Annotated in this window: 24 protein-coding genes; 20 read left to right on the top strand and 4 right to left on the bottom strand. The window is 36.3% G+C overall.

All coding sequences use genetic code 11. The features are described from left to right. Window positions 1–39: 39 nt before the first annotated feature. A complete protein-coding gene (locus GTK57_RS08730) occupies window positions 40–435 on the bottom strand; it encodes a hypothetical protein (protein ID WP_163122722.1) in 396 nt (131 codons plus the stop codon). Between the two features lie 161 nt (window positions 436–596). On the opposite strand from GTK57_RS08730, the gene hisD reads away from it, so the two are divergent. Both hisD and hisC read left to right on the top strand, forming a co-directional pair. Further along, window positions 597–1,901 (top strand): histidinol dehydrogenase, encoded by a 1,305-nt coding sequence (gene hisD / locus GTK57_RS08735; RefSeq protein WP_163122725.1) that lies wholly within the window; start codon window positions 597–599, stop codon window positions 1,899–1,901. A gap of 171 nt (window positions 1,902–2,072) precedes the next feature. Next, entirely contained in the window at window positions 2,073–3,167 is a 1,095-nt protein-coding gene (hisC, locus tag GTK57_RS08740; RefSeq protein WP_152875026.1) for a histidinol-phosphate transaminase, read from the top strand. Window positions 3,168–3,292: 125 nt separating this feature from the next. On the opposite strand, the gene GTK57_RS08745 is transcribed toward hisC, so the two are convergent. Beyond that, entirely contained in the window at window positions 3,293–4,621 is a 1,329-nt protein-coding gene (locus GTK57_RS08745) for an anthranilate synthase component I family protein (protein WP_163122728.1), read from the bottom strand. A gap of 159 nt (window positions 4,622–4,780) precedes the next feature. Further along, on the bottom strand, window positions 4,781–5,329 hold the full coding sequence (locus GTK57_RS08750; RefSeq protein ID WP_163122731.1) for an NUDIX hydrolase: 549 nt from the start codon (window positions 5,327–5,329) through the stop codon (window positions 4,781–4,783). Window positions 5,330–5,447: 118 nt separating this feature from the next. On the opposite strand from GTK57_RS08750, the gene GTK57_RS08755 reads away from it, so the two are divergent. The 9 genes from GTK57_RS08755 (at window position 5,448) to GTK57_RS08795 (ending at window position 13,754) form a co-directional block, all read left to right on the top strand. Beyond that, on the top strand, window positions 5,448–6,047 hold the full coding sequence (locus GTK57_RS08755) for a CoA pyrophosphatase (RefSeq protein ID WP_163122734.1): 600 nt from the start codon (window positions 5,448–5,450) through the stop codon (window positions 6,045–6,047). 24 nt (window positions 6,048–6,071) lie between these two features. Next, entirely contained in the window at window positions 6,072–6,602 is a 531-nt protein-coding gene (locus GTK57_RS08760; RefSeq protein WP_163122737.1) for a gamma carbonic anhydrase family protein, read from the top strand. 138 nt (window positions 6,603–6,740) lie between these two features. Continuing rightward, window positions 6,741–7,403, top strand: a complete 663-nt coding sequence (gene tsaB, locus GTK57_RS08765; RefSeq protein WP_163122740.1) for a tRNA (adenosine(37)-N6)-threonylcarbamoyltransferase complex dimerization subunit type 1 TsaB — start codon at window positions 6,741–6,743, stop codon at window positions 7,401–7,403. A gap of 12 nt (window positions 7,404–7,415) precedes the next feature. Further along, window positions 7,416–8,240 carry an undecaprenyl-diphosphate phosphatase gene (locus GTK57_RS08770; RefSeq protein WP_163122743.1) on the top strand — a complete coding sequence of 275 codons (825 nt, stop codon included), beginning with the start codon at window positions 7,416–7,418 and terminating at the stop codon, window positions 8,238–8,240. After that, a complete protein-coding gene (locus GTK57_RS08775; protein ID WP_163122746.1) occupies window positions 8,234–9,049 on the top strand; it encodes a class I SAM-dependent methyltransferase in 816 nt (271 codons plus the stop codon). The genes GTK57_RS08770 and GTK57_RS08775 overlap by 7 nt, the downstream gene beginning before the upstream one ends. A gap of 125 nt (window positions 9,050–9,174) precedes the next feature. Continuing rightward, window positions 9,175–10,584, top strand: a complete 1,410-nt coding sequence (locus GTK57_RS08780) for a C13 family peptidase (protein WP_163122749.1) — start codon at window positions 9,175–9,177, stop codon at window positions 10,582–10,584. 19 nt (window positions 10,585–10,603) lie between these two features. Beyond that, entirely contained in the window at window positions 10,604–11,440 is an 837-nt protein-coding gene (gene fghA, locus GTK57_RS08785; RefSeq protein ID WP_163122752.1) for an S-formylglutathione hydrolase, read from the top strand. A 166-nt stretch (window positions 11,441–11,606) separates the two neighbouring features. Then, on the top strand, window positions 11,607–12,692 hold the full coding sequence (locus tag GTK57_RS08790) for a YjgN family protein (protein WP_407925931.1): 1,086 nt from the start codon (window positions 11,607–11,609) through the stop codon (window positions 12,690–12,692). 12 nt (window positions 12,693–12,704) lie between these two features. Then, window positions 12,705–13,754 carry a M48 family metallopeptidase gene (locus GTK57_RS08795; RefSeq protein WP_163122758.1) on the top strand — a complete coding sequence of 350 codons (1,050 nt, stop codon included), beginning with the start codon at window positions 12,705–12,707 and terminating at the stop codon, window positions 13,752–13,754. Between the two features lie 81 nt (window positions 13,755–13,835). Here GTK57_RS08795 and GTK57_RS08800 read toward each other — a convergent pair whose 3' ends face one another. After that, window positions 13,836–14,117: a DUF2218 domain-containing protein gene (locus tag GTK57_RS08800; RefSeq protein WP_163122761.1), complete on the bottom strand. Its 282-nt coding sequence runs from the start codon at window positions 14,115–14,117 to the stop codon at window positions 13,836–13,838. A gap of 199 nt (window positions 14,118–14,316) precedes the next feature. Between GTK57_RS08800 and rpe the strand changes: the two genes are divergently transcribed. The 9 genes from rpe (at window position 14,317) to GTK57_RS08845 (ending at window position 22,820) form a co-directional block, all read left to right on the top strand. Continuing rightward, on the top strand, window positions 14,317–15,003 hold the full coding sequence (rpe, locus tag GTK57_RS08805) for a ribulose-phosphate 3-epimerase (protein WP_152875011.1): 687 nt from the start codon (window positions 14,317–14,319) through the stop codon (window positions 15,001–15,003). Window positions 15,004–15,401: 398 nt separating this feature from the next. Continuing rightward, complete coding sequence (locus GTK57_RS08810) at window positions 15,402–15,872, top strand: hypothetical protein (protein WP_163122764.1); 471 nt, start codon at window positions 15,402–15,404, stop codon at window positions 15,870–15,872. 45 nt (window positions 15,873–15,917) lie between these two features. Then, window positions 15,918–17,789 carry a copper resistance system multicopper oxidase gene (locus GTK57_RS08815; RefSeq protein WP_163122767.1) on the top strand — a complete coding sequence of 624 codons (1,872 nt, stop codon included), beginning with the start codon at window positions 15,918–15,920 and terminating at the stop codon, window positions 17,787–17,789. Next, a complete protein-coding gene (locus GTK57_RS08820; protein ID WP_163122770.1) occupies window positions 17,776–18,594 on the top strand; it encodes a copper resistance protein B in 819 nt (272 codons plus the stop codon). Before GTK57_RS08815 ends, GTK57_RS08820 begins: the two co-directional genes overlap by 14 nt. 230 nt (window positions 18,595–18,824) lie before the next feature. Continuing rightward, window positions 18,825–19,142, top strand: a complete 318-nt coding sequence (locus GTK57_RS08825) for a DMT family transporter (protein WP_152875007.1) — start codon at window positions 18,825–18,827, stop codon at window positions 19,140–19,142. Window positions 19,143–19,316: 174 nt separating this feature from the next. Continuing rightward, on the top strand, window positions 19,317–19,796 hold the full coding sequence (locus GTK57_RS08830) for a methylated-DNA--[protein]-cysteine S-methyltransferase (RefSeq protein ID WP_163122773.1): 480 nt from the start codon (window positions 19,317–19,319) through the stop codon (window positions 19,794–19,796). Between the two features lie 58 nt (window positions 19,797–19,854). Beyond that, complete coding sequence (locus GTK57_RS08835; RefSeq protein ID WP_163124677.1) at window positions 19,855–20,481, top strand: nuclease-related domain-containing protein; 627 nt, start codon at window positions 19,855–19,857, stop codon at window positions 20,479–20,481. A 217-nt stretch (window positions 20,482–20,698) separates the two neighbouring features. After that, entirely contained in the window at window positions 20,699–22,342 is a 1,644-nt protein-coding gene (locus GTK57_RS08840; protein ID WP_163122776.1) for a nitrite/sulfite reductase, read from the top strand. Then, window positions 22,335–22,820, top strand: a complete 486-nt coding sequence (locus GTK57_RS08845) for a DUF934 domain-containing protein (RefSeq protein ID WP_163122779.1) — start codon at window positions 22,335–22,337, stop codon at window positions 22,818–22,820. Before GTK57_RS08840 ends, GTK57_RS08845 begins: the two co-directional genes overlap by 8 nt. Window positions 22,821–22,867: the final 47 nt, after the last annotated feature.

Consider the following 22,867-nt stretch of genomic DNA (forward strand, 5'->3'; position numbering starts at 1 on the left):
TTTGAACTTATTTGAAGAACCGCCTGAAAGGGCGGTTTTTTATTGGCTAAAATGGTCAGTTAATAGTTTGATTCTTTTTAGAGAAGTAATCTCTAGATCTTGAAGTGCTTCAAGATGTTCGTCGTAATCTTTCAATTCAATTGAAAGAGGGAGATCTAGAATTGTTTGATATATATCAAGAATATTATTAATACCTCCTTTATTTATTTTCAGTATTTTATCTTTTTTCTCCGCGTTTATAATTGAATTAGTAAGTTCTGCAATTGTTATTTCATGCTGGATTAACATGTTACAACGGTCTATTATTTGAGCTCTTAATGTATATTTAGCTCGATTTTTATCATAAATATTTTTCTTAAAAGCGATAAAAAGTGCTACTAATGCAATTATTATCGCGGTTAAATCACTGATATTTAATTCAGTTGAAATGCTCATTTTGTTTTACCTAAATTTATTCATAATATCTTCATATACAAGACTAATAGTTTTTATAATCAAGCATAATGTTATTTTCAATAAAACTCAGCATTCAAGCGCTGAATCATACCCACAAATTACATAAAACAAGGTAAACTAAATCTTTCCTAACTATCCGTGTGGGTAAATTGATGCGACGTTTATCGACTCAAGAGCCGAACTTTAAGCAAGTATTTAAAGACTTGTTAGCTTTTGAAACTGTGAGTGACCCAGAGCTTTTAAAAACTGTAGACCAAATTATTGCAGATGTACGCCAACATGGCGATGCACATGTACTTAAACTCACTCAACAATTCGATCGACATCCAGCACATCAATTTTCAGAATTAGAACTCACTCAAGAAGAGTTAAAAACTGCATTTGATGGCTTAACCACAGAAATTCGTGAAGCTTTAGAACTTGCTGCACACCGTGTACGTGAATTTCACCAAGCACAGAAGCAAGATGGTTGGACTTATGTCGATGCTTTGGGTAATACCTTAGGTCAAAAAGTTACACCACTTGATCGTGTGGGTATTTACGTGCCGGGTGGTTTGGCTTCATATCCATCTTCAGTGCTCATGAATGCAATTCCTGCACATGTTGCAGGCGTGTCCGAAATTATTATGGTTGTTCCTGCACCAAATGGTGAATTGAATCCATTGGTATTGGCGGCAGCACATTTAGCAGGCGTACACCGTGTATTTACTATTGGTGGTGCGCAAGCCGTTGCTGCATTGGCATATGGTACAGAAACGATTCCTGCTGTAGATAAAATTACAGGGCCGGGGAACCGTTTTGTTGCGGCAGCAAAACGTGCAGTGTTCGGTCAAGTCGGCATTGACATGATTGCAGGTCCTTCTGAAATTTTAGTTTATGCAGAAGGTAAAAATAATGCTGAATGGCTAGCGATGGATTTATTGTCTCAAGCAGAGCATGACACCGTTGCACAAGCTGTTTTCATTACACCAGATGAACAACTTTTAAATGATGTAGAACAAGCCATTGAAAAGCATCTAGAAGCTTTACCAAAAGCTGAAATTGCACGTACATCTATTGCCAATCGTGGCGCATTGGTTCTTGTAAAAGACCGTGCAGAAGGTGCAGAGCTGATTAACCAAGTTGCGCCTGAACATTTAATGTTGTGTTTAGATGAAGCTGAAGAAATGTCTGAAGATATTCGCCATGCAGGTGCAATCTTCATGGGACGTTATACACCTGAAGCCATTGGCGATTACTGTGCAGGTCCAAACCATGTATTGCCAACATCAGGTACAGCACGTTTCTCATCACCGTTGGGTGTATATGATTTCCAAAAGCGCTCAAGCTTAATCATGTGCTCTGAACAAGGTGTGAAAACTTTAGCAAAAACAGCAGATATTCTTGCACAACAAGAAAACTTAGATGCGCATGCACGTTCTGCACGTTATCGTTATCAAGATTAATTTGTTTGGATCATCTTTTAGATAAATTTTTTGATTAGAGAAAAATCTAAAACTAGATGAAGTTAGTTTAGAAATGAATTGTTCCTCTCCCTGTGGGAGAGGTTAGGAGAGGGAGTTTTTGACCTCACCCTAACCCTCTCCTAGAAGGAGAGGGAATATTGAGATAGAAAAATGAATATTAGCTCTGAACAAATGCGTTTTTGGAGTCCTGATGTACGTGAATTAGAACCGTACACACCGGGCGAACAGCCAAAAATTCAAAACTTATTAAAACTCAATACAAATGAAAACCCGTATCCACCATCTCCAAAAGTGGTTGCTGCGGTGCAAGCTGTATTGGAAAATAATGCGGATGTATTGCGTTTATATCCAGACCCTGATGCTTCAGCATTGAAACAAGCTATTGCAAAACAGCAAAATGTTGCTGTGGAACATGTATTTGTTGGTAATGGTTCAGATGAAGTTTTAGCACATATTTTTAAAGCTTTTTTTGTGCAAGATAAACCAATTCTATATCCAGATATTACCTACAGTTTTTATCCTGTATATAGTCAATTTTTTGGTCTTTCTGCAAAAACTAAAATTTTGCCGTTAAATGATGATTTTGAAATTGTCGTTGAGGATTATAAACAGCCAAATGGCGGTATTATCATTACCAACCCGAATGCACCAACAAGTATTGCATTGGGGCTTTCTGCAATTGAAGAAGTACTTCAAGCCAACCCTAATTCAGTGGTTGTCATTGATGAAGCTTATGTCGATTTTGGTGCGGAATCTGCGGTGAGTTTAGTTGAAAAATACGAGAACTTAGTGGTTTGCCAAACGACATCTAAATCACGTTCATTAGCAGGTTTACGTGTAGGTTTTGCGATTGCACAACCACATTTAATTGCGGCGCTTGAGGCGGTAAAAAATAGCTTTAACTCATATCCGATTGATCGTTTTGCGATTGCTGCTGCGGTTGCATCTTTTGAAGATCAAGCGTATTTCGAAGAGCAAAATCAAAAAGTGATTGCGAGCCGTGAAAAGCTTGTGGCTCAATTGGCTGATATTGGTTTTAAAGTATTGCCTTCAAGTGCTAACTTTATTTTTGCATCTTTACCAAGTAAAGATGCAGGTGAATTAGCTGCTGAATTACGTGAACGTGGCATTATCGTGCGTTACTTTAATAAACCTCGTATCAATCAGTTCTTGCGCATTACGATTGGTACAGATGAGCAAAATCAACGTTTAGTTGATACATTGAAAAACGATATTTTGTTGTAATCTATTCAGAATAGAACAGAATATAAATCCACACTAACCCTCTTTTGATAAAGGAGGGGACTCCTCCCTTTAAAAAAGGGAGGTTGGGAGGGATTAAAAAAAGCGACTCAAATGAGTCGCTTTTTTTATTGATGTTTATAGAATGTATTCAGTAACTTGAGTAAGGCATCGACTTTATCGAAACACTCTTGATATTCGGCATCGCAATTTGAGGCAATGGTAATACCACCACCTGCCCATAATGAAATATCTTCCTGATATTTTTGAATTGAACGAATTAGAATGTTCCAAGAACCTGTACCATCCGAATTGAAATATCCCATTGAACCGCAATAAGCGCCACGAGCACCTTGTTCAAGTTCGTTAATAATTTGCATGGCACGAATTTTGGGTGCGCCTGTAATTGAGCCACCAGGCAGCGCAGACATCAATACATCAAAAGGTTGTACATTTTCTTTTAATGTTGCCTCAATTTCGCTGACCATATGATGAACTTGATTAAAGCTTTCAATATTGAATAATTTTGGCGTTTTGACTGAACCTGTTTCTGCATAAACACTTAAATCATTACGTAATAAATCCACAATCATGACATTTTCAGCCTGATCTTTTTCGGAGTTTTTTAAAGTATTTTTAGATTGTTCATCTAAAACAGCATCTTCAAAACGTGGCATTGTGCCTTTAATGGGCTTAGTTACTATTTTTCTATTGGTTTCAAAATCGATAAATAGTTCAGGTGAACAGCTCAATACTTCAAATGATTCGACACGTAAATAACCAGCATAAGGTGCATTGGTCAAAGTCCAAAATTGGTCGGATGTTGAAAGCAATGAACCTTTTGCTTTGGTGGTAAATTCTTGCGTTAAGTTAATTTGATAGCAATCGCCTGCGACAATATAGTCTTGAACATGTTGAAAAGCTTGCTGATATTGTTGTTTCGACCAACGGCTTTTACATTTTTCTGCTAGTGCTAATGTCTCTGAACTTTGATGGTTTTGAGTTAAATTTTCAATTTGTTGAAAGATAGATTGGGCATCAATATGGTCACTATTGAAATACCAAGTTTGGTTTTCATAGCTTAAATAACTTGAAAATTGTCCTAAAAAAAGACTCGGTTGATTTTTTATTTGGGCATGAACTTGCTGATTTGCGGCAAAATCATAACTAACAAAACCCATCGTTAATATTTCATTTTTTGGATTTAATGATGATGTTAAAAATTCTGGAAGTTGCTGATAATATTTTGATTTTTCATATGTGTTGAATGTTGTTTGCTGAAAAAAATCAGTTTTTTTTGCATGTATAAGAACATACCGATCTGCTAAAAACCCAATAAGAGGCTGGTTGTTATTATTTAGAAAAACAACATGATGAAATGGCTGTAAAGACTCTAGAAGCTTTTGATAAGAAAGATCTTGTTGAGATAAAGCTTGTTTAAAAGTAGGAGAGTTCATCATATACAGCAAAAGCACATCATTGAATTTCACCCATATTTTACATGAAACCAAGAGCTAGACACGACAAAAGCGATGTGAATCGAGTTTAGATTTATAGCAATAAAAGAAAAGCCCATCGATTAGATGAGCTTGAATATGCTGAATTAAGTTTGAAGCTTAACCTGTATGGTCTAAACGTGAACCTAAAGTTTCTAAATGCTTTGGAAAAGTATTGGTTTTTCTGTCTTCAAAATAATGGCGAAGTGTTCTTTCTACGCTCGGAAATGCAAGATCATCCCAGGGAATTTCATCTTCACTAAATAGGCGAGATTCGATGGTTTCTTCACCTGCACCAAATTTTCCATCAATAATATTGGCTTTAAATAAAACGTAAATTTGTCCAATACGTGGAATGTTATACATGCAATAAAGCTGTTCGATATCAATTTCAGCTTCGGCTTCTTCACGTGTTTCACGTGCCGAACCTTGTTCCATAGTTTCAAACAATTCCATATAACCTGCAGGTAAAGTCCATAAACCATAACGTGGTTCAATGGCACGCCTACAAAGCAGGACTTTATTTTCCCAAAGTGCAAGTGCACCACAAATCACTTTAGGATTAACATAATGAATAGTTCCACATTGCGTACAAACACGACGAAGCTGATGGTCACCTAAAGGGATTTTTTCAGTTGTTTTATGTCCACAATTGCCGCAGAAGTTCATATTCATCATCAATGATAAAGGTGCTTTCAGAATAACTGAATTTTAGGACTTTGGCATCATCTCTATTTCATTGAACGGAAATTCAGCTATGATGATGTAAAGACAAAAGGATAAAAATATGGATTATGGTTCATTGACCCAATTATTACAGCAAAAATTAAACTTCGAAGCGAAAGCGAAAGAGGCTCAAGCAGCTGTATTAATTGCGATTACCAATGAGGCAGATCCGAAAGTTTTATTAACGCGTCGTTCAATTATGATGAACAGCCATGCAGGTGAAGTTTCATTTCCTGGTGGAAAACGTGATCCGCAAGATACTAGTAACATTGTGGTTGCTTTAAGAGAAGCACAAGAAGAAACAGCGTTAAACCCTTTTGATGTTCAGCTAATTGGCGATTTGCCAATGCAAAAGTCAAAAAATGGATTAACTGTAAAACCGATTGTTGGATTAATTCCGCCACATATTGTGCTTCAACCGCAACCGACTGAAATAGATCGTATCTTTTTTGCATCTTTAAAAAGTTTAATGGATGCGCCAACCATTCCTTATGAAGTTCAATATGCCGAACAAAAATTATATTTTCCAAGCATGCAAGTAGAAGATGAAGTGGTTTGGGGTTTAACTGCACGTATGCTGGTTTCACTGTTTCAAAATGGTTTAGATTATAAAAAAGATTGGCCACTTTTACTTAATTCGCCTAATTTTAATCTTAAATAAAGCACCTCATTTCAGGAAGAAATCATGTTGTACAAATTTCAAGGACATCAACCTCAAGCCACACATTTACCATGGGATGGATGGGTCGCAGATAATGCAACGGTATTGGGGCAAGTTGAATTAGGTAAAGAAGTCAGCGTTTGGTTTGGTGCAGTCATTCGTGGCGATAATAGTAAAATTAAAATAGGTGATTTTACCAATGTTCAAGAAAATGCAGTTTTACATACCGATGCAGGTATAGAAATGCATATTGGACATTATGTAACGATAGGGCATCAGGCGATGTTGCATGGTTGTACGATTGGCGATAACAGCTTAATTGGAATTAATGCTGTGATATTAAACAATGCCGTGATTGGTAAAAATTGTATTATTGGTGCAAATGCTTTGATTCCTGAAGGTAAAATTATTCCAGATAATTCGGTTGTGATGGGGTCACCGGGGAAAGTGGTCAAAACATTAGATGAAACAGGCGAAAAAATGTTGAAGAAAAGTGCCTTGCACTATGCAGAACATTTTAAAAAATTTGTGAAATTGGAAGAAGTTAGCCTTTAAGTTAACTCAATTAAGTATTTACTGACGCATTAAAATTTAAGCGAGTTTTAAGTATCATCGCTTAGAATCTCTCGCGAAGCTTGAATGAGTGGAGTATTATAGCCACTATATTTATCAGATTTATTCTTAAGGTCTTGCATGAAATTGCTGGCATTGGAAACTGCCAATGAGCAGTGTTCCGTTTCAATTGTAGATGAAACACAAGCGCTATTTTTCCAATTAGATACAAGAGCAAAAGCACAAACGCAAACCATCTTACCGATGATTGAGCAAGGTTTTGCACAAACGGAAATTCAAACTTCCGATCTAACAGCAATTGCCTTTAGTCGTGGACCGGGTTCATTTAGTGGTGTGCGTATTAATGCCGCTGTGACTCAAGCTCTAGCTTGGTCAAATGACATTCCTGTGATTCCTGTATCGACATTGCAAGCTTTAGCGCAAAATGCATATCGTGAAGCAGGTTTAATAGAAGTAACAGCTGTTCTCGATGCACGTATGAATGAAGTTTATATTGCAAGTTTTAAGCTTGATGAAAACAACATTATGCAAGCTGTAGATGAAGAGCAATTGTTGAGCTATGAAAAAGCACAAAATGTTGTGAAATATCAACTTATAGGCTCAGGTTCAGGCTTGGTAAATGCAGAACAAATACAGTACAAAGGCTTAAGTGCAACAGCAGAAGATATTGCTACTATTGCCCGCGAATTGGCGAAACACGAGAAATGGTTAGATGCAGAACTTGCATTACCCGTATATTTACGTGATGACGCTTGGAAAAAAATCCCAGAACAGGGCAAATAATTAGGATTTTCTATGGATCTTTTACTGCTGTTGAAAGCAGCGATCATGGGTATTGTAGAAGGGATTACCGAATTTTTACCTATTTCAAGTACAGGACATTTAATTCTTGCATCAGAATTAATGAATTTCTGGACCAAAGAAAAAAGTGATGTATTCGTAATTGCTATTCAAATGGGTGCAATCGCCGCTGTTATTTACGAATATTGGGCACGTCTTTGGGGAGCGGCAACAGGGCTCATTACAGGCGAAGAAAAAGGTCGTCGCTTAGGTCTTGGTTTAATCTTCGCTTCTATTCCAATTATGCTTGTGGGGCTGACTTTTGGTCAGACAGTAAAAGCGCTTTTATTTAATGATGTTGCCGTCGCAATTGGCTTAATTGTGGGTGGTTTCATTATTATGTGGATTGAGAAAAATCCACCTGTGGTTCGTGCAAAAGAAGTTGAAGATTTAAGTTATAAAGACGCAATTTGGATTGGTTTAATTCAAGTTTTATCTTTAATTCCAGGAACGTCACGTTCAGGCGCAACTATTATTGGTGCAATGTTCTTGGGCGTATCTCGAAAAGCTGCAACAGAGTTTTCATTCTTTTTGGGTATCCCTGTTATTGTTGGGGCAGGTCTATTAGACCTTTACCAAAGTTATGATGTATTTCAAACTCATCAAGATTGGGTTGTGCTTGCGGTAGGTTTATTGGTTTCGTTTATCTCTGCACTTGTACTGATTCGAGTTTTAGTGGCTTATGTGGCTAAACGAGATTTCATGGTCTTTGCGTGGTATCGCATTTTCTCAGGTCTGTTGATCTTACTCTTTGCATTTACAGGCTGGAAATTATGGTAAATGAAATTCGCTTATATGCTGAGCAAGAATTTCAAGAGGAAGCACAACAGTACGCTGTTGTGCTTTCTTCTCGTGGAGTAACGGTAAATATTGAGCTCATTGAAAAATTAAACGCTCGATTTTTACGTTTAAACCCAGAGCTAGCTTTATGTGTAGATGATTCAGGTTTGTGGTTATGTGCCAACGGCATGAAAATGCAGCCCGATTGGAAAGCAGAAGTAGGTCGCTTAAAACGTGCATCTTTAAAATCTGAGATGATTGCTCGCGCATGTAACTTAGGTGAAAAACCTAAATTGGTAGATGCAACAGCAGGACTTGGGCACGATAGTTTGCTTATGGCGCAGTTAGGTGCAGAGGTTACTTTAGTTGAACGCCATCCTATATTGTTTACTTTACTTGATGATGCCCACCGAATAGCCATGCAAGATGCTTTTTTAAGTAAGGCTGTAAGTCGTATTCATTTGGTATTTTCAGACTCTGCCGATTATTTGAAGAAACAAGCTGAACTGAATCAGGTTGTAGATGTTGTTTATTTAGATCCAATGTTTCCACAGCGTGATCAAAATCAGCAAGCAGAAAAGAAACAAGCACAAGTGAAGAAACAAATGCAGTTGTTGCATTTAATTTTACCTGAAGATGGTGAAATGGATTTAGGCGATAATTTGCTTCAATTGGCACAAAAAATTGCAAAACGAGTTGTCGTAAAACGACCAAGGCTTTCGGTATTTTTAGCAAATCAAGAACCAAATCATCAGTGGCAAGGTGATGCTTGTCGTTTCGATGCGTATTTTCAACATGATCTTGCTTAGTATTTTGGTAATTACTCAAAAAAACTGCAAAGATTTGAGATATAGTGAAAAAACGTCATTGATAAAAAAATTATCAGGCATAAACTTATTATTCAAATTACGGTCTATAACTACACGTTGAACCTATGATTGATTTCAAACCCTCCATAAACTTTTGGCATGATCTAAAAAGCAATCAAACTGCAGGGTTATGGTTATTCTTAGGTTCAAGACGCTCATTACAAATTGTGCGCCCATCCGTTTTTCAGCTCATTTTTTGGGGCATATTAGGTGGTGCAGCAAATACCTTATTTAGTTGGTTAAGTGCGGGTGAAATTGGTGACTTTAATCCTCAAGGGTTAGTCAGTTATGCGCTTTGGCCATTCATTGCACTTATAGTAGGTATCTTTTTATCTCAACGTGTAAATAACCCTCGCTTACTGCTTGTGCCTGCCTTACTTTGGTTGGTTCTAGATACACACATCGCACTATTACAAAGCCTTATTCAATATTTAGGCATGGTCGATATTTTGCCATATGCATTATATGACTATTTGCCGATCTTATTTATGGTGCTGTTTGTTTGGCAAAGTTTGGCTGTGGTTTGGGTTTTTTCACGTGAATTAAAATGGCCTTGGTGGGAACGAGCACTGATTATTGCAGCAACCTTATTTACTTTGGTTGTATGGCAAATGTCGGTAAAAAGTCAGCCTATTTGGAAGGTTGAAGATGTTCCACCATCTTTTAGTGAAGAAGCTTTTTATACACAAAACAAAATTCTGAATAAAGCGCTTGAAGGTATAGAATTTGGTGAATTTGCACAATCACATTGGTATTTTTTAGGTGTGGCAGGTGCAAGTTATCAAGACGTCTTTATGTCTGAAGTAGAACGTATTAAGGAACAATTTGATACACGTTTTGGTACTTTTTCACGTTCGATGATTCTTGTGAATAATCCAATGACAAGAAATGTTATTCCTGTTGCCTCAAGAACAAGTATAGAAATGGCACTGCGCCGTATGGGACAGCAGATGAATCGTGAAAGTGATGTACTATTTTTATATATGACATCTCACGGATTGCCAAATCAGTTTGAAATAGAAAATGCACCATTAGACTTAAAACAAGTCGATCCAAAATGGTTAAAAGATACTTTAGATAAATCTGGAATCCGTTGGCGCGTAATTGTTATTTCTGCATGTTATTCAGGAAGTTTTGTTTCTGAACTGCAAGATGAAAATACTTTAATTATTACTGCATCTGCTGCAGATCGAGCATCCTTCGGTTGTTCAAATGAAGCGGATTATACTTATTTTGGTCGCGCGTTCTTTGATCAGGCAATGCGTGAACAACATTCGATGTTTGATGCATTTAATCAAGCAAAAGATACAGTTGCAAAGTGGGAAACGGCACAAGGATTTGAGCCATCTGAACCTCAATGGGCAATTGGTAAGAATATGGAATTGATGTTGCCACAATTAGAACAACGTTTATTTCCACAAGTGAATTCAGTGAAACCTGTAACAAAAGTGGAAGAGCCACTGAATATTCATTAATTAAAAAAGGGGAAGCGTAATGGAATTAATCCAAAATAATAGATGTTTTAATGGCGAACAACGCATTTATAAGATTAATTCTGAAAGCCTTAAAGGCGAAAGTAAATTTGGTATTTATCTTCCTAAAAAAGCTTTGGATGGTGATGCTTGTCCCGCATTATTTTATTTAGCAGGCTTAACCTGTACAGAAGAAACATTTGCAATTAAGGCTCATGCTCAACAATTGGCGGCACAACTCGGACTGATTTTAATTACTCCGGATACTTCGCCACGTGGTGAAAATGTTGAACAAGGTGATCATTGGGATATTGGTCAGGGGGCTGGTTTTTATATTAATGCAACTCGAATGCCTTGGGCTGAACATTTCAATATGGAAGCTTTTGTCGCAGAAGAACTCTATGATTTAGTGCAAAAAGAATTTTTAGTTGAAGATGGAAAAGTTGGAATTTTCGGTCATAGTATGGGTGGGCATGGTGCTTTGACACTTGCACTGAAATATCCAGAAAAATTTAAATCCGTTTCTGCATTTGCACCTATTTGTGCACCAAGCCAAGGCCCTTGGGGTGAAAAAGCATTTTCTAATTATTTGGGCAATGATAAATCTGAATGGTTAAAACATGATGCAACCGCATTATTGGAAAGCAAAGGCGCTATATTTAAAGAAATACTCATTGATCAAGGTTTAAAAGATCAGTTTTATTCGCAGCTTCATCCTGCTTTATTTGAACAAGCTTGCCAAAAGGTTGGGCAGAAACTCACCTTACGAGAACATGAAGGCTATGATCACGGTTATTATTTCATCCAAAGTTTCATTGCCGATCATTTGAATTTTCACATGCTTCAGCTACAAGCATAGAGAACTTACAAATCTCATATTGGTAACTTTTCTATGATTCATAGATAATGCGTTTTATCTTTTATAAGATTTAACGCATTTTTTTTGATCTATATCATTAGATTATTTTCTAATAACAAGGCTAAAAACAACTGGATATTTCATGCAAACACCAGATACCAATTTAATGCATCAAACTTTTTCAGAACCACCATTTCCACTAGAACTTCCACCTTTAGAACAACATGAAGTGAAAAGTTGGAAGAAAATTCATTCTTTTTATTTTCATGGCAATGCATCTGAGTATTTTGGTATCTGGATTGTAAATATCTTACTTACGATTATTACTCTAGGTTTGTATGCACCATGGGCAAAAGTGCGTCGTTTACGCTACTTTTATGGAAATACTGAATTTTTTCAACGTCGTTTCGACTTTACAGGTATACCAAGAAAAATTTTGATTGGTCGCTTAATTGCTTTAGCCCTTTATATTGGTTTTAGTGTGATTTCCAATTATTCAGTGAAAGTATCATTAATTGGACTGGCGATTATTTATTTTGTTGTACCTTGGCTGATTCGTGCCACTCTTCGTTTTAAAGCACGAAATAGTAAATTTGGTAATAGCCGATTCTATTTTTCAGGTACAAATAAAGAAATATATTGGGTTTTCTTTAAATCTATTTTACTAACGATTTTTACATTGGGCTTATTCTATCCTGTAACCATTTGGTTGTTTAAACGATATACCTTAGACCATTTATATGTAGGGCAATTAAAGTTTAAATTACGTGCCGAATGGTCTGCATTTATGAGGGCCTTCTATTATCCAGTTTTAGCATTTATTGCTTTAATTGGTGTTTATGGCCTTGTACTTTGGTTTTTTGCAGGTTCATTGGCAAATCTTGGTGCTGAGGAAATGAGCGTTATTTTTGGTGTAATGTACCTCATTGGATTGTTACTGATTTGGCCTTTAATCTCTGCGCGTATATTCATCGTAACTTGGAATAATATCACTCTTAGTCGCAGTGAATTTAATACCAATTGCAATCAATGGCACTACGTGTGGATTATCGTGAGCAATTGGTTCTTAAAAATTATCACTATAGGGTTTATGTCACCTTGGGCTGCTATTCGTCTTTATAAATATCAAGTTGAATCGCTTAGTCTGAACTTGAAAAATGACCCAGATTCAATGCTTAATCGTGTTCAAGAAGATCACAGTGCCATTGCTGAAGAAATTAGTGATGTGTTCGATTTTGATATTTCACTATAACGGAAGCCGGTAATGAAAACGTCGAATGTAGATGTTGTATTTTATGATGGTTTTAGCTCCAAGCCACATAATGCGCAGGTTTATGCTGTAGATGAAAATACTGTATTGGTACGTTATGGCGATCAACTTGAATTCGAGCGCCAATATTTATACACAGATATGACATTAATTGGCGCGCTTGGAAAAATACATCCTGTTATAGAGTTAAAAGATGATGCTCGAATAGAGTTTCAAGATGTATTGCCTGAATGGTTTCAGTTAAGTGCAAAAAAAAATTATCACTCTATTTGGAAGCTTGAGAAGTCACCCAGCTTAATTTTATTTAGTATGGTATTTGTCGCAACACTCATTTTCGCAACAGTAAAATGGGGTATTCCAATGGCATCTTATTATGTTGCGAAGCATTTGCCAGTAGACACACTGAAAACTATTGGTGATGAAGCAGAGCAATATATTATATCTGCAACAGGTGAAACAAAATTATCTAATTCTCGGCAAAGGCAAATTGTAGATCGGTATAACAGCATTATTGCCGAAGGCAAACCCGCTAAAATTATTTTTAGAGCAGGTGAGAGTATTGGTGCGAATGCTTTAGCTATTCCAAATAATACAATTATCATCACAGATGAATTGGTGAAGCTTTCTGAAAGTGATGAAGAAATTATTGGTGTATTGGCACATGAACAAGGGCATTTAATTCAAAAACATAGTTTGCAACAAACTTTATCTAGCTTAGGTTTTAGTGTGATTTTAATTGCAATAACAGGAGATGGTTCAGACCTCGTGACAACGGTTCCTGTTGCATTAATTGGTGCTAAATACTCACGTGATTTTGAGTCTGAAGCCGATCATTATGCTTTAAACACTATGCGGAAGCATCATATCCCAACCATTCATTTTGCAAACTTTTTACAGCGTTTAGAAGATAGTGCTAAAAAAGATTTATCTAAGGATGGAAAAGACGTTCAGGGCTCACCTGTACTAGACTTTTTACAAAGTCATCCTGCAACGAAGGAACGTGTTCAAGCTGTGAAAGACTTTGAACTAAAGCATCAACAATAGTAGGTAATACCAAAATCAGGCAACAAAAAAGGGAAGTAAATGCTTCCCTTTTTTCATTATTTTTGATGATAAATATATAAATTAACTACGCGCCCAATCGGCATTGAGCTCTTCTTGCCCCATACGCACTAAATGATCAACAACCACTTGTTCCAACTTAATTTGATCGAAATCATCTGTTTTAAAGTCAATTTCAACATGAAGATGATCTGTTTTAGGAATTAGCAAAACAGTTGCAGAGGGCATGAAAATTTCATAATTAGTTTCTGTGCTTGCAACGTCAAATTTGTGTTTCCAATGATTAAGTAAGCGCTTGGCAATTTTTGCAGACTGTTCAGTTTTAATATCTGAGATGCTTTTCATGTTTTATTGCCTATTTTTAACTTAAATATAAAAACATAATAGAGAAAAAAATAAACAAGAACAATTCTCATTGTGAAACATTCTGTGATAAAAATAGAACGCTGATGATTCATGACTAGCTAAGAAATCAAAGGCACGAAGCAAGCGACAATTTGTTATAATAGATAGATCAATCCAAATACCAGCAAGGTTCCCTTACATGTCCAAGCCATATTTAATTGCGCCATCAATCTTATCTGCAGATTTTGCACGTTTAGGCGAAGAAGTCGAAAATGTGATTGCTGCGGGTGCAGATGTCGTTCATTTTGATGTTATGGATAATCACTATGTACCTAACCTGACTTTTGGTGCTGGTGTATGTAAGGCATTAAAAAAATATGGCATTAAAGCACCTATCGATGTGCATTTAATGGTTTCACCTGTAGATCGTATGATTGGTGATTTCTTAGATGCAGGTGCAGATATTATTACTTTCCATCCTGAAGCTTCAGATCATATTGACCGTTCATTACAGTTAATTAAAGCGGGTGGAGCAAAAGCTGGTTTAGTATTTAATCCTGCAACACCATTACACTATTTAGATTATGTACTTGATAAAGTAGACCAAGTTTTATTAATGAGCGTTAACCCTGGTTTTGGTGGTCAGAAATTTATTCCAATGACATTAGAAAAATTACGCGAAGCACGCAAAATTATTGATGCATCTGGTCGTGATATTCGCTTAGAAGTGGATGGTGGTGTGACTCCTGCAAATATTCGTGAAATTGCAGAAGCGGGTGCAGATATGTTTGTTGCAGGTTCGGCAATTTTTGGTAAGCCAGATTATCAAGCTGTAATTAACGAAATGCGTTCTGAACTTGCAAAAGTAGGTTCTGTAGAAGTATAAGACGATTTTGAATAAGTTATCTGCACGCTGTGGATAACTTTGTTTATAACTGTATGGATATCTGTGTTTATAACTATATGGATAACTCGTTTATTTTATAAACACTTGTGCATCAATAGGTTGTGATTTATACAAAAAATGTCTAAAAAGGATTCAATTGAATCCTTTTTTTTAGTTTTAAAAGACTATTCTGTGTTGCTTGTTTATTGATCTTTAGTTTGAAAATTGAGTGGCGAATAAATAGCTTTATTGTTTTAATCGATATTTTTTAAATTGTTGCTGTATTGTTAATTATAAATTTAAAAAATTGTGTATAAAACAACACTCCGTTATTCTCGAACGCGAATGAGGAACAACATTCAGTGAATAGACCTGATTAATTTACAAAGGCTATGCTCATGCAGTTCATGAAAAGTAAAAGCATTACATTTGTGTTACTTGTAACTTTGGTTATGAGTTGGACAGGTATTGCCTTTGCTTTCGTGCCTGCAACTACAAATGTTCATCACTTAACTATTCAAATGAAAACTATGCAAGAACATAGTTCAATGCATAAAAGTGATACAAGTGAACATTGCTTGACTCAGGTTAAAGCATCTCAAAAACACGTCATGCAACATGATATGCAGACTACGAATGTACATTGTGAACAAAGCACAGTAAGTGATTCAGACACCCAAAGTTCACATCAGCTTTGTAAAGATTGCTCTATTGGCCAATGTCAAAGTTCGATTTGTAGTGTGAATCTTTTAGAGTCGAATACATTAAGCCTTTCGACGTTTAATTCTAAAAATATATTTAATTCGGTCTATGGAATATTTCATTCTTCCGACTTTAAACAAGATATTCTGCGCCCTCCACAAGCTTAATCCTGATTTTTAGAAATTTTATTTTTCAAAATTCAAGGATAAGTCATGTCTTTTAAGTTACCTCAACACCTCGTTATTGTGGTGGGTTTGTTATCATCAACTTTTGCTTTTTCAGCGGTAAAGGAATATCACCTTACTGTAGATGAGCAGCCCGTTAATATCACAGGAAAAACAGTTAAGCGTATTACCGTAAATGGTCAATTCCCCGCACCAAATTTAGAATTTGAAGAGGGTGATGATGCTGTTATTCATGTGCATAATAATCTAAAAAAACAAGATACATCTGTGCATTGGCATGGCTTATTATTGCCTGGTTTAATGGATGGCGTACCTGGTTTTAATCAGTTTAAGTCGATAAAACCCAATGGTGATTTCACCTATAAATTTAAAGTTCGTCAGAATGGAACTTATTGGTATCACGCACATTCCAAAGGGCAAGAGCAAGATGGCTTATATGGTTCTTTGGTCATCTATCCTAAAAATAGAAAGCCATTGGTTGAACATGAAAAAGTAGATCGTGATTATGTGGTCATGCTGTCAGATTTTCATGAGTCTTCAAGTGCGCAAATTATGGCGAACTTAAAAAAATCTTCCGATTTTTATCAAAATAAGCGTGAAACATTAAAAGATATTTTGACTCAAGTTAAAAAGGATGGCTTAAAAAGCACATGGCAAGATCGTTCCATGTGGAATCAAATGCGCATGCTCAAAACAGATTTGTCTGATGTTACAGGCTATACATTTTTAGTGAATGGCAAAACGCCTGAACAAAATTGGACAGGCATGTTTAAGCCAAATGAAAAAGTACGTTTAAGGATTATTAATGCATCGGCAATGTCTTTTTATGATGTGCGTATTCCAAATTTAAAAATGACTGTTGTAAGTGCAGATGGTCAGCCTGTTCAACCTGTCAATGTAGATGAGTTCCGTATTGGTACTGCGGAAACCTATGATGTCATTGTTCAGCCAAAACAAGACCATTATCAATTACAAGCCGAATCGATTGATCGTACAGGTTTTGCACTTGCATCTCTTCAAAATGAGCAAGCTAAAGTACCTGAAAAAGTACAAATTCCGCAAACACGACCACGCGCATTATTAACCATGGATGATATGGGGCATGGCTCTATGTGTGGTATGCAATCAAATGATGCATCTGCAATGGATATGTCATCTATGCACATGAATGATGGTGACATGGATCATTCGAAGATGAAGCATGAGATGAAGTCCAATCAGAAAATGGATATGTCATCTATGCAAATGAAAGATGGCGACATGGATCATTCGAAGATGAAACATGAGATGAAGTCCGATCAGAAAATGGATATGTCATCTGATGATCAAGCCAAAACTGTACAGGGTTGGGCAAATGCATCTACACCAAAAGGTGATAAAGCATTGCAATATAGCGACTTAAAATCATTAACACCGCAAAAAGATTTACGTGAAGCGACACGTGAATTAGAAATTCATTTGGGCGGAACAATGGAACGCTATATTTGGACAATCAACGGTAAAAAGTTCAATGAAGCCAAGCCTTTAAAAGTGAAATATGGCGAAAGAATTCGGTTGAAATTTGTCAATGACAGCATGATGGCGCATCCAATGCATCTACACGGTATGTTTATGCAATTGGAAAATGGTCAAGCTAAATCTGATTTACCTAATAAACATACAATTGTCGTACCACCTGGGAAAACGATCACCGCTTTATTAACTGCTGATGAGTTAGGCGAATGGGCAATTCATTGCCACCTGCTTTATCACATGAGTGCAGGCATGATGAGTAAATTAATTGTAGCAAATGTGGATGAAGATTCGAAAACAGCAGCAAATAAGCCAAAAACAACAATAAAGCCTGTGAATCTTCATCAGAGTACAACAACAGAGGGAGGTCAATATGAACATCATTAATGTGAACAAGCATGTTTTAGGCATATCAATTTTATTGGCAAGTGGGCAAATCTTTGCTCAGGCAGAAAATGAAATGCTTACTCAACAACATGACCATTCATTGATGCAGCCTACGGTAAAACATGAACCTCCTTCACATGAAGATCATCTTCAAGAACATGGTGGAGAAATTTATCAATCAAGTGAATTTACGACAAAATGGTTGAACGATGATGCGGGGCAAGGTGTTTGGCAAACGCAATTGGAAAGCCGTATTGGTACAGATGAAAATAAACTGTTTATTCAATTAAATGCTGAAAAAACAGAGTCTGAAGATACCAAGTACGATGGTAAATTCATGTATAGCCGAGCAATGGCAGATTTTTGGGATATTCAAGCGGGTATTCGATATATCCACGATGCGGAAAAAGTAGAGGAAAAAGATCAAACTTATGCCGCATTTGGTTTAAATGGTTTAGCACCTTATTTCTTTGATACAGACATTTATATGTACGTGGGTAAAGATCAACAAGTGTTTGCGAGTTTGGAAACAGATCGTGATTTTTTAATTACGCAAAAGTTGATTCTTAAACCTTATTTAGATGCAGAAGTTGTCATGAGTGATGAATCTAAATATGCCAAGTCTAAAGGCTTAACAAACTTAACTTTAGGATTGGAAACACGTTATGAAATAACCAAAAATATCATGCCATATATTGATGTTTCGTACGGTTATGAAAAAGGGGTAAAAGAAACGAATTGGCAAGATGAATCATCTTCTGAAAAGAAATGGTTATATGGCGCTGGAATTCAGTTTAACTTTTAAGCTTATGCGCCATACTGTTTAATTAAATGGTATGGCGTTTCATTTGAATTAGAACGAATGTTGTTAAATGGTCAAAAATTGTAAAATAAAGATTAATAAAACTGAGCAATAATTTATACTTAGAGCATTCAAAGGGACGACCCCTTATTCAGAAAATCATCACCGTATTTTCTAATAAGTATGACAAGTCAGGACGACCTGACATCTACAACATTTGTGGAGACAGGCACATGGCTTGGATTACATTATTATTAGCAGGACTTTTTGAAATTGTTTGGGCTTACTCAATGAAGCTTTCAGATGGTTTTACCAAAGTTACGCCTACAATTGTTACCATCGCTTTTATGATTTTAAGTTTTGGCTTACTTTCATATGCAATGCGAACGCTTCCTTTAGGTACCGCTTATACAATTTGGACAGGAATTGGGGCAATTGGTTCATTTCTTGTCGGTATCTTTATTTTAGGTGAACCTGCAACAGCAATGCGTATGCTTGCTGCAGTATTGATTATTTCAGGTTTAGTTTTAATGAAAGTTTCATCTTCATAAGTTTTAAAACAGATATTTCTAAAAATTCGTTAAGAGGAAACTTTTAGCGAATTTTTTTATAAAATAAATAGGAAATTATTTATTACATCTCGATGTTAAATTTTCCTAGACTGAGACTTGCCGAAAGAGCAGGCTTAAACCAAGAATAATGTGAGAAGTCACTAGGAAGTAACAATGCAACTTTATTTTAAAAAAATGAAATCACCAGTTGGTCATTTGAAATTAGTTGCACATGATCAAGCCTTGGTTGCTGTGCTTTGGGAAAATGAAAAATTAAATCGTGTGAAATTGGCAGAATTAAAACAAGATTATTCACATCCTATTTTGCAAAAAACAGAACAACAATTATTGGAATATTTTTCAGGACAGCGAAAAATATTTGATTTAGCTTTAGATTTTTACGGAACTGAATTTCAAAAATCTGTGTGGAATGCGCTACTTCAAATTCCATTTGGAGAAACGCGCAGTTATAAGCAAATTGCAGAATCAATTGGTAATGTAAAAGCGGTGCGAGCAGTTGGTGCTGCAAATGGGAAAAACCCAATTTCAATTATTGCGCCATGTCATCGGGTGATTGGTGTAAATGGGAAGCTTGTTGGCTTTGCAGGTGGATTGGAAAATAAGAATATTTTGTTGAGTTTAGAATCTAAATAAATGATATAACGCCAATACTGATCATTAAATATTGGGGAATATTTTGATTTCTGCGCTTATGCCATTACTTTGGATGGCAATTGGTTTTTCGGTATTCATTACTTTAATTAAAATTTTAAAACCAAAAATCAAAGGAAAAGTGGGCGAGTTTGCTGTTCAAATGCATGCGAAACTGTATTTGAATGAAAACTACGTTCTTTTAAATGACTGTACTTTACCTGATGATTTTTCGGGAACAACGCAAATAGATCATATTCTTTTAAGTCCTTATGGAATATTTGTCATTGAAACTAAAAACTATAAAGGCTGGATTTTTGGTGGTGAACATCAAAAAATGTGGACGCAGAAATTATTTAAAAATAGTTATAAATTTCAAAACCCAATTCATCAAAACTATAAACATATAAAAGTTTTGGAGCAGGTTTTAGAAGATGTTGTTGATCTGAACCTTATTCATTCAGCAATCGTTTTTATGCCCGATTGTGAGTTTAAAACTCAAATGCCATCCAATGTATTTAAAGGTGCAGCTTGGGTTGATTATGTAAAAAACTATTCGGAAGTCGTGATTTCGCCAATGAAGCTTAAGCGTATTCAACGTCGTATAGAAAAAGAAGTTTTAGAAAAATCTTGGAAAACAAATCATCTTCATGTGAATAATCTTAGAAATAAAAGAGAGGGTTCATAAACAGAAGGTTTTTATATACAAAAAAGTGCTAAACAATCTATAAAAAGTTCAATTGCAGTAAATAGGACAGGTAAATAGATTAATTGCTTTATATCAGTGATTCTTAGAGATGCTTATCAAAAAAATCGCTATGAAATATGTAAAAAACGCATTTTGTTGATAGATTAAATATCGTTATGCTGTGCGACGATATAATAGAAACTACTAGCTGTACGCCATGTATTTATATACTGATTTTGATCAGCAACTGATCAACGAACGTGTTGCACAGTTCCGTGACCAAACGGAACGTTATTTAGCGGGTAAATTAACGGAAGATGAATACCGTCCGCTACGTTTACAAAATGGATTATACGTACAACGTTATGCGCCAATGTTGCGTGTGGCTGTGCCTTACGGTCTAATGAACTCAAAACAATTACGTAAAATTGCGCAATTGGCAAAAGAGTATGACCGTGGCTATGCACACGTTTCTACACGTCAGAATATTCAGTTTAACTGGCCTGCGCTAGAAAATGTGCCTGAAATGTTGGCAGAGCTTGCAACAGTACAAATGCATGCGATTCAAACATCAGGTAACTGTATTCGTAATACAACAACTGACCAATATGCAGGTGTGGTTGCAGGTGAAATTGCAGATCCACGTCCTACGTGTGAATTGATTCGTCAGTGGTCTACATTCCATCCTGAGTTTGCTTTCTTGCCACGTAAGTTCAAAATTGCAGTTTCTGCACTTGAAGAAACGGATCGTGCTGCAACGTCATTCCATGATATTGGTGTTTACATTGTTCGTAATGAAGCAGGCGAAATTGGCTACAAAATTAAAGTGGGTGGCGGTTTAGGTCGTACCCCAATTATTGGTAGTTTCATTCGTGAATTCTTACCACGTGAAGATTTAATTGCTTATTTAGAAGCGGTTCTTCGTGTATATAACTTACATGGTCGCCGTGATAACAAATACAAAGCGCGTATTAAAATTTTGGTAAAAGCTTTAACGCCTGAAGTATTTGCAGAAAAAGTTGAAGCTGAATTTGCACACACAATTCAAACTTTAAAAATTCAGCCTGAAATTTTGAAAAAATTAGACGAAGAATTTACTCCGTTTGATTATCAAGATTATGACGATGAAGACTTCTCTGAATTGTTTGCTGCACATCCTAAATTCAAGCAATGGTTTAATATCAACACCAATGCGCACAAGGTGAAAGGCTATCGTATTGTTACGATTTCACTGAAACGTGCGGGTATTGCACCAGGCGATATGAGCACTGAAGAAATGAACTTAATTGCAGATCTTGCAGATAAGTACACATTTGGTGAGCTTCGCACGACGCATGAACAAAATATTTCATTGGTCGATATTCCACAAAAAGATTTATTTGCGGTATGGCAAACGCTTGAAGCAAACAACTTGGCACGTGCACATATTGGTTTTATTACCGATATTATTTGCTGCCCAGGTGGTGACTTCTGTTCATTGGCAAATGCGAAATCTATTCCAATTTCAGAAGCAATTTCACGCCGTTTCGATGATTTAGATACCATTTACAACTTAGGTAAATTAGATCTAAACATCTCAGGTTGTATGAATGCGTGTGGTCATCACCACGTTGGTAATATTGGTATTTTGGGCGTAGATAAAAAAGGCGCAGAATTCTACCAAATTACTTTGGGTGGTAATGCCGACCATGATGCTTCAATTGGTGACATTTTAGGACCATCATTTGCTGCAGATCGTGTGCCTGACGTTGTAGAAGAGATTCTGAATACTTATCTTGATTTACGTCAAGAAAATGAAGAGTTTGTAGAAACGTATCGTCGTGTTGGCATTCAACCATTTAAGGAGCGTGCATATGCTTAATACCGCACTTCAAGTGCTCTCTAAAGATGGCACGATTGCAGACAATACGTACCAATTGATTGGTGAAGATGGTGTATTACCGCAAGGTGATGTGGTTTTAACGGTTGAACAGTTAGATCAAATTGCCAACGTTTCAGGTAAAAAAGCATTGTACTTAACCGTTGATGCTTCACCTGAAACAAATGAATTCCCGCTAGATCAGTTAGATGCAATCTTTATTGAGTTTGCTGGTTTTAATGATGGTCGTGGTTATTCATTTGCTGCATTACTGCGTCGTCAAGGCTACCAAAGCGAACTTCGTGCAACAGGTGATGTGTTTAAAGACGTTCTGAACTACATGAAGCGTTCTGGTTTCGATACTTTCGTGATTAAAGAAGGTAAAGATATTCAGGAAGCAGCAGGAGGTTTAGGTGATTTTACTAACCCGTACCAAGCATCAACTGCGGTTGAAAAAGCAAATTATCAAACAGGCGCTTAATTTTATTAAGTAACTGAAAAAGCTGGACTTGGGTTCAGCTTTTTTTA

The sequence above is a fragment of the Acinetobacter portensis genome (assembly GCF_010646905.1).
Taxonomy (GTDB): domain Bacteria; phylum Pseudomonadota; class Gammaproteobacteria; order Pseudomonadales; family Moraxellaceae; genus Acinetobacter; species Acinetobacter portensis.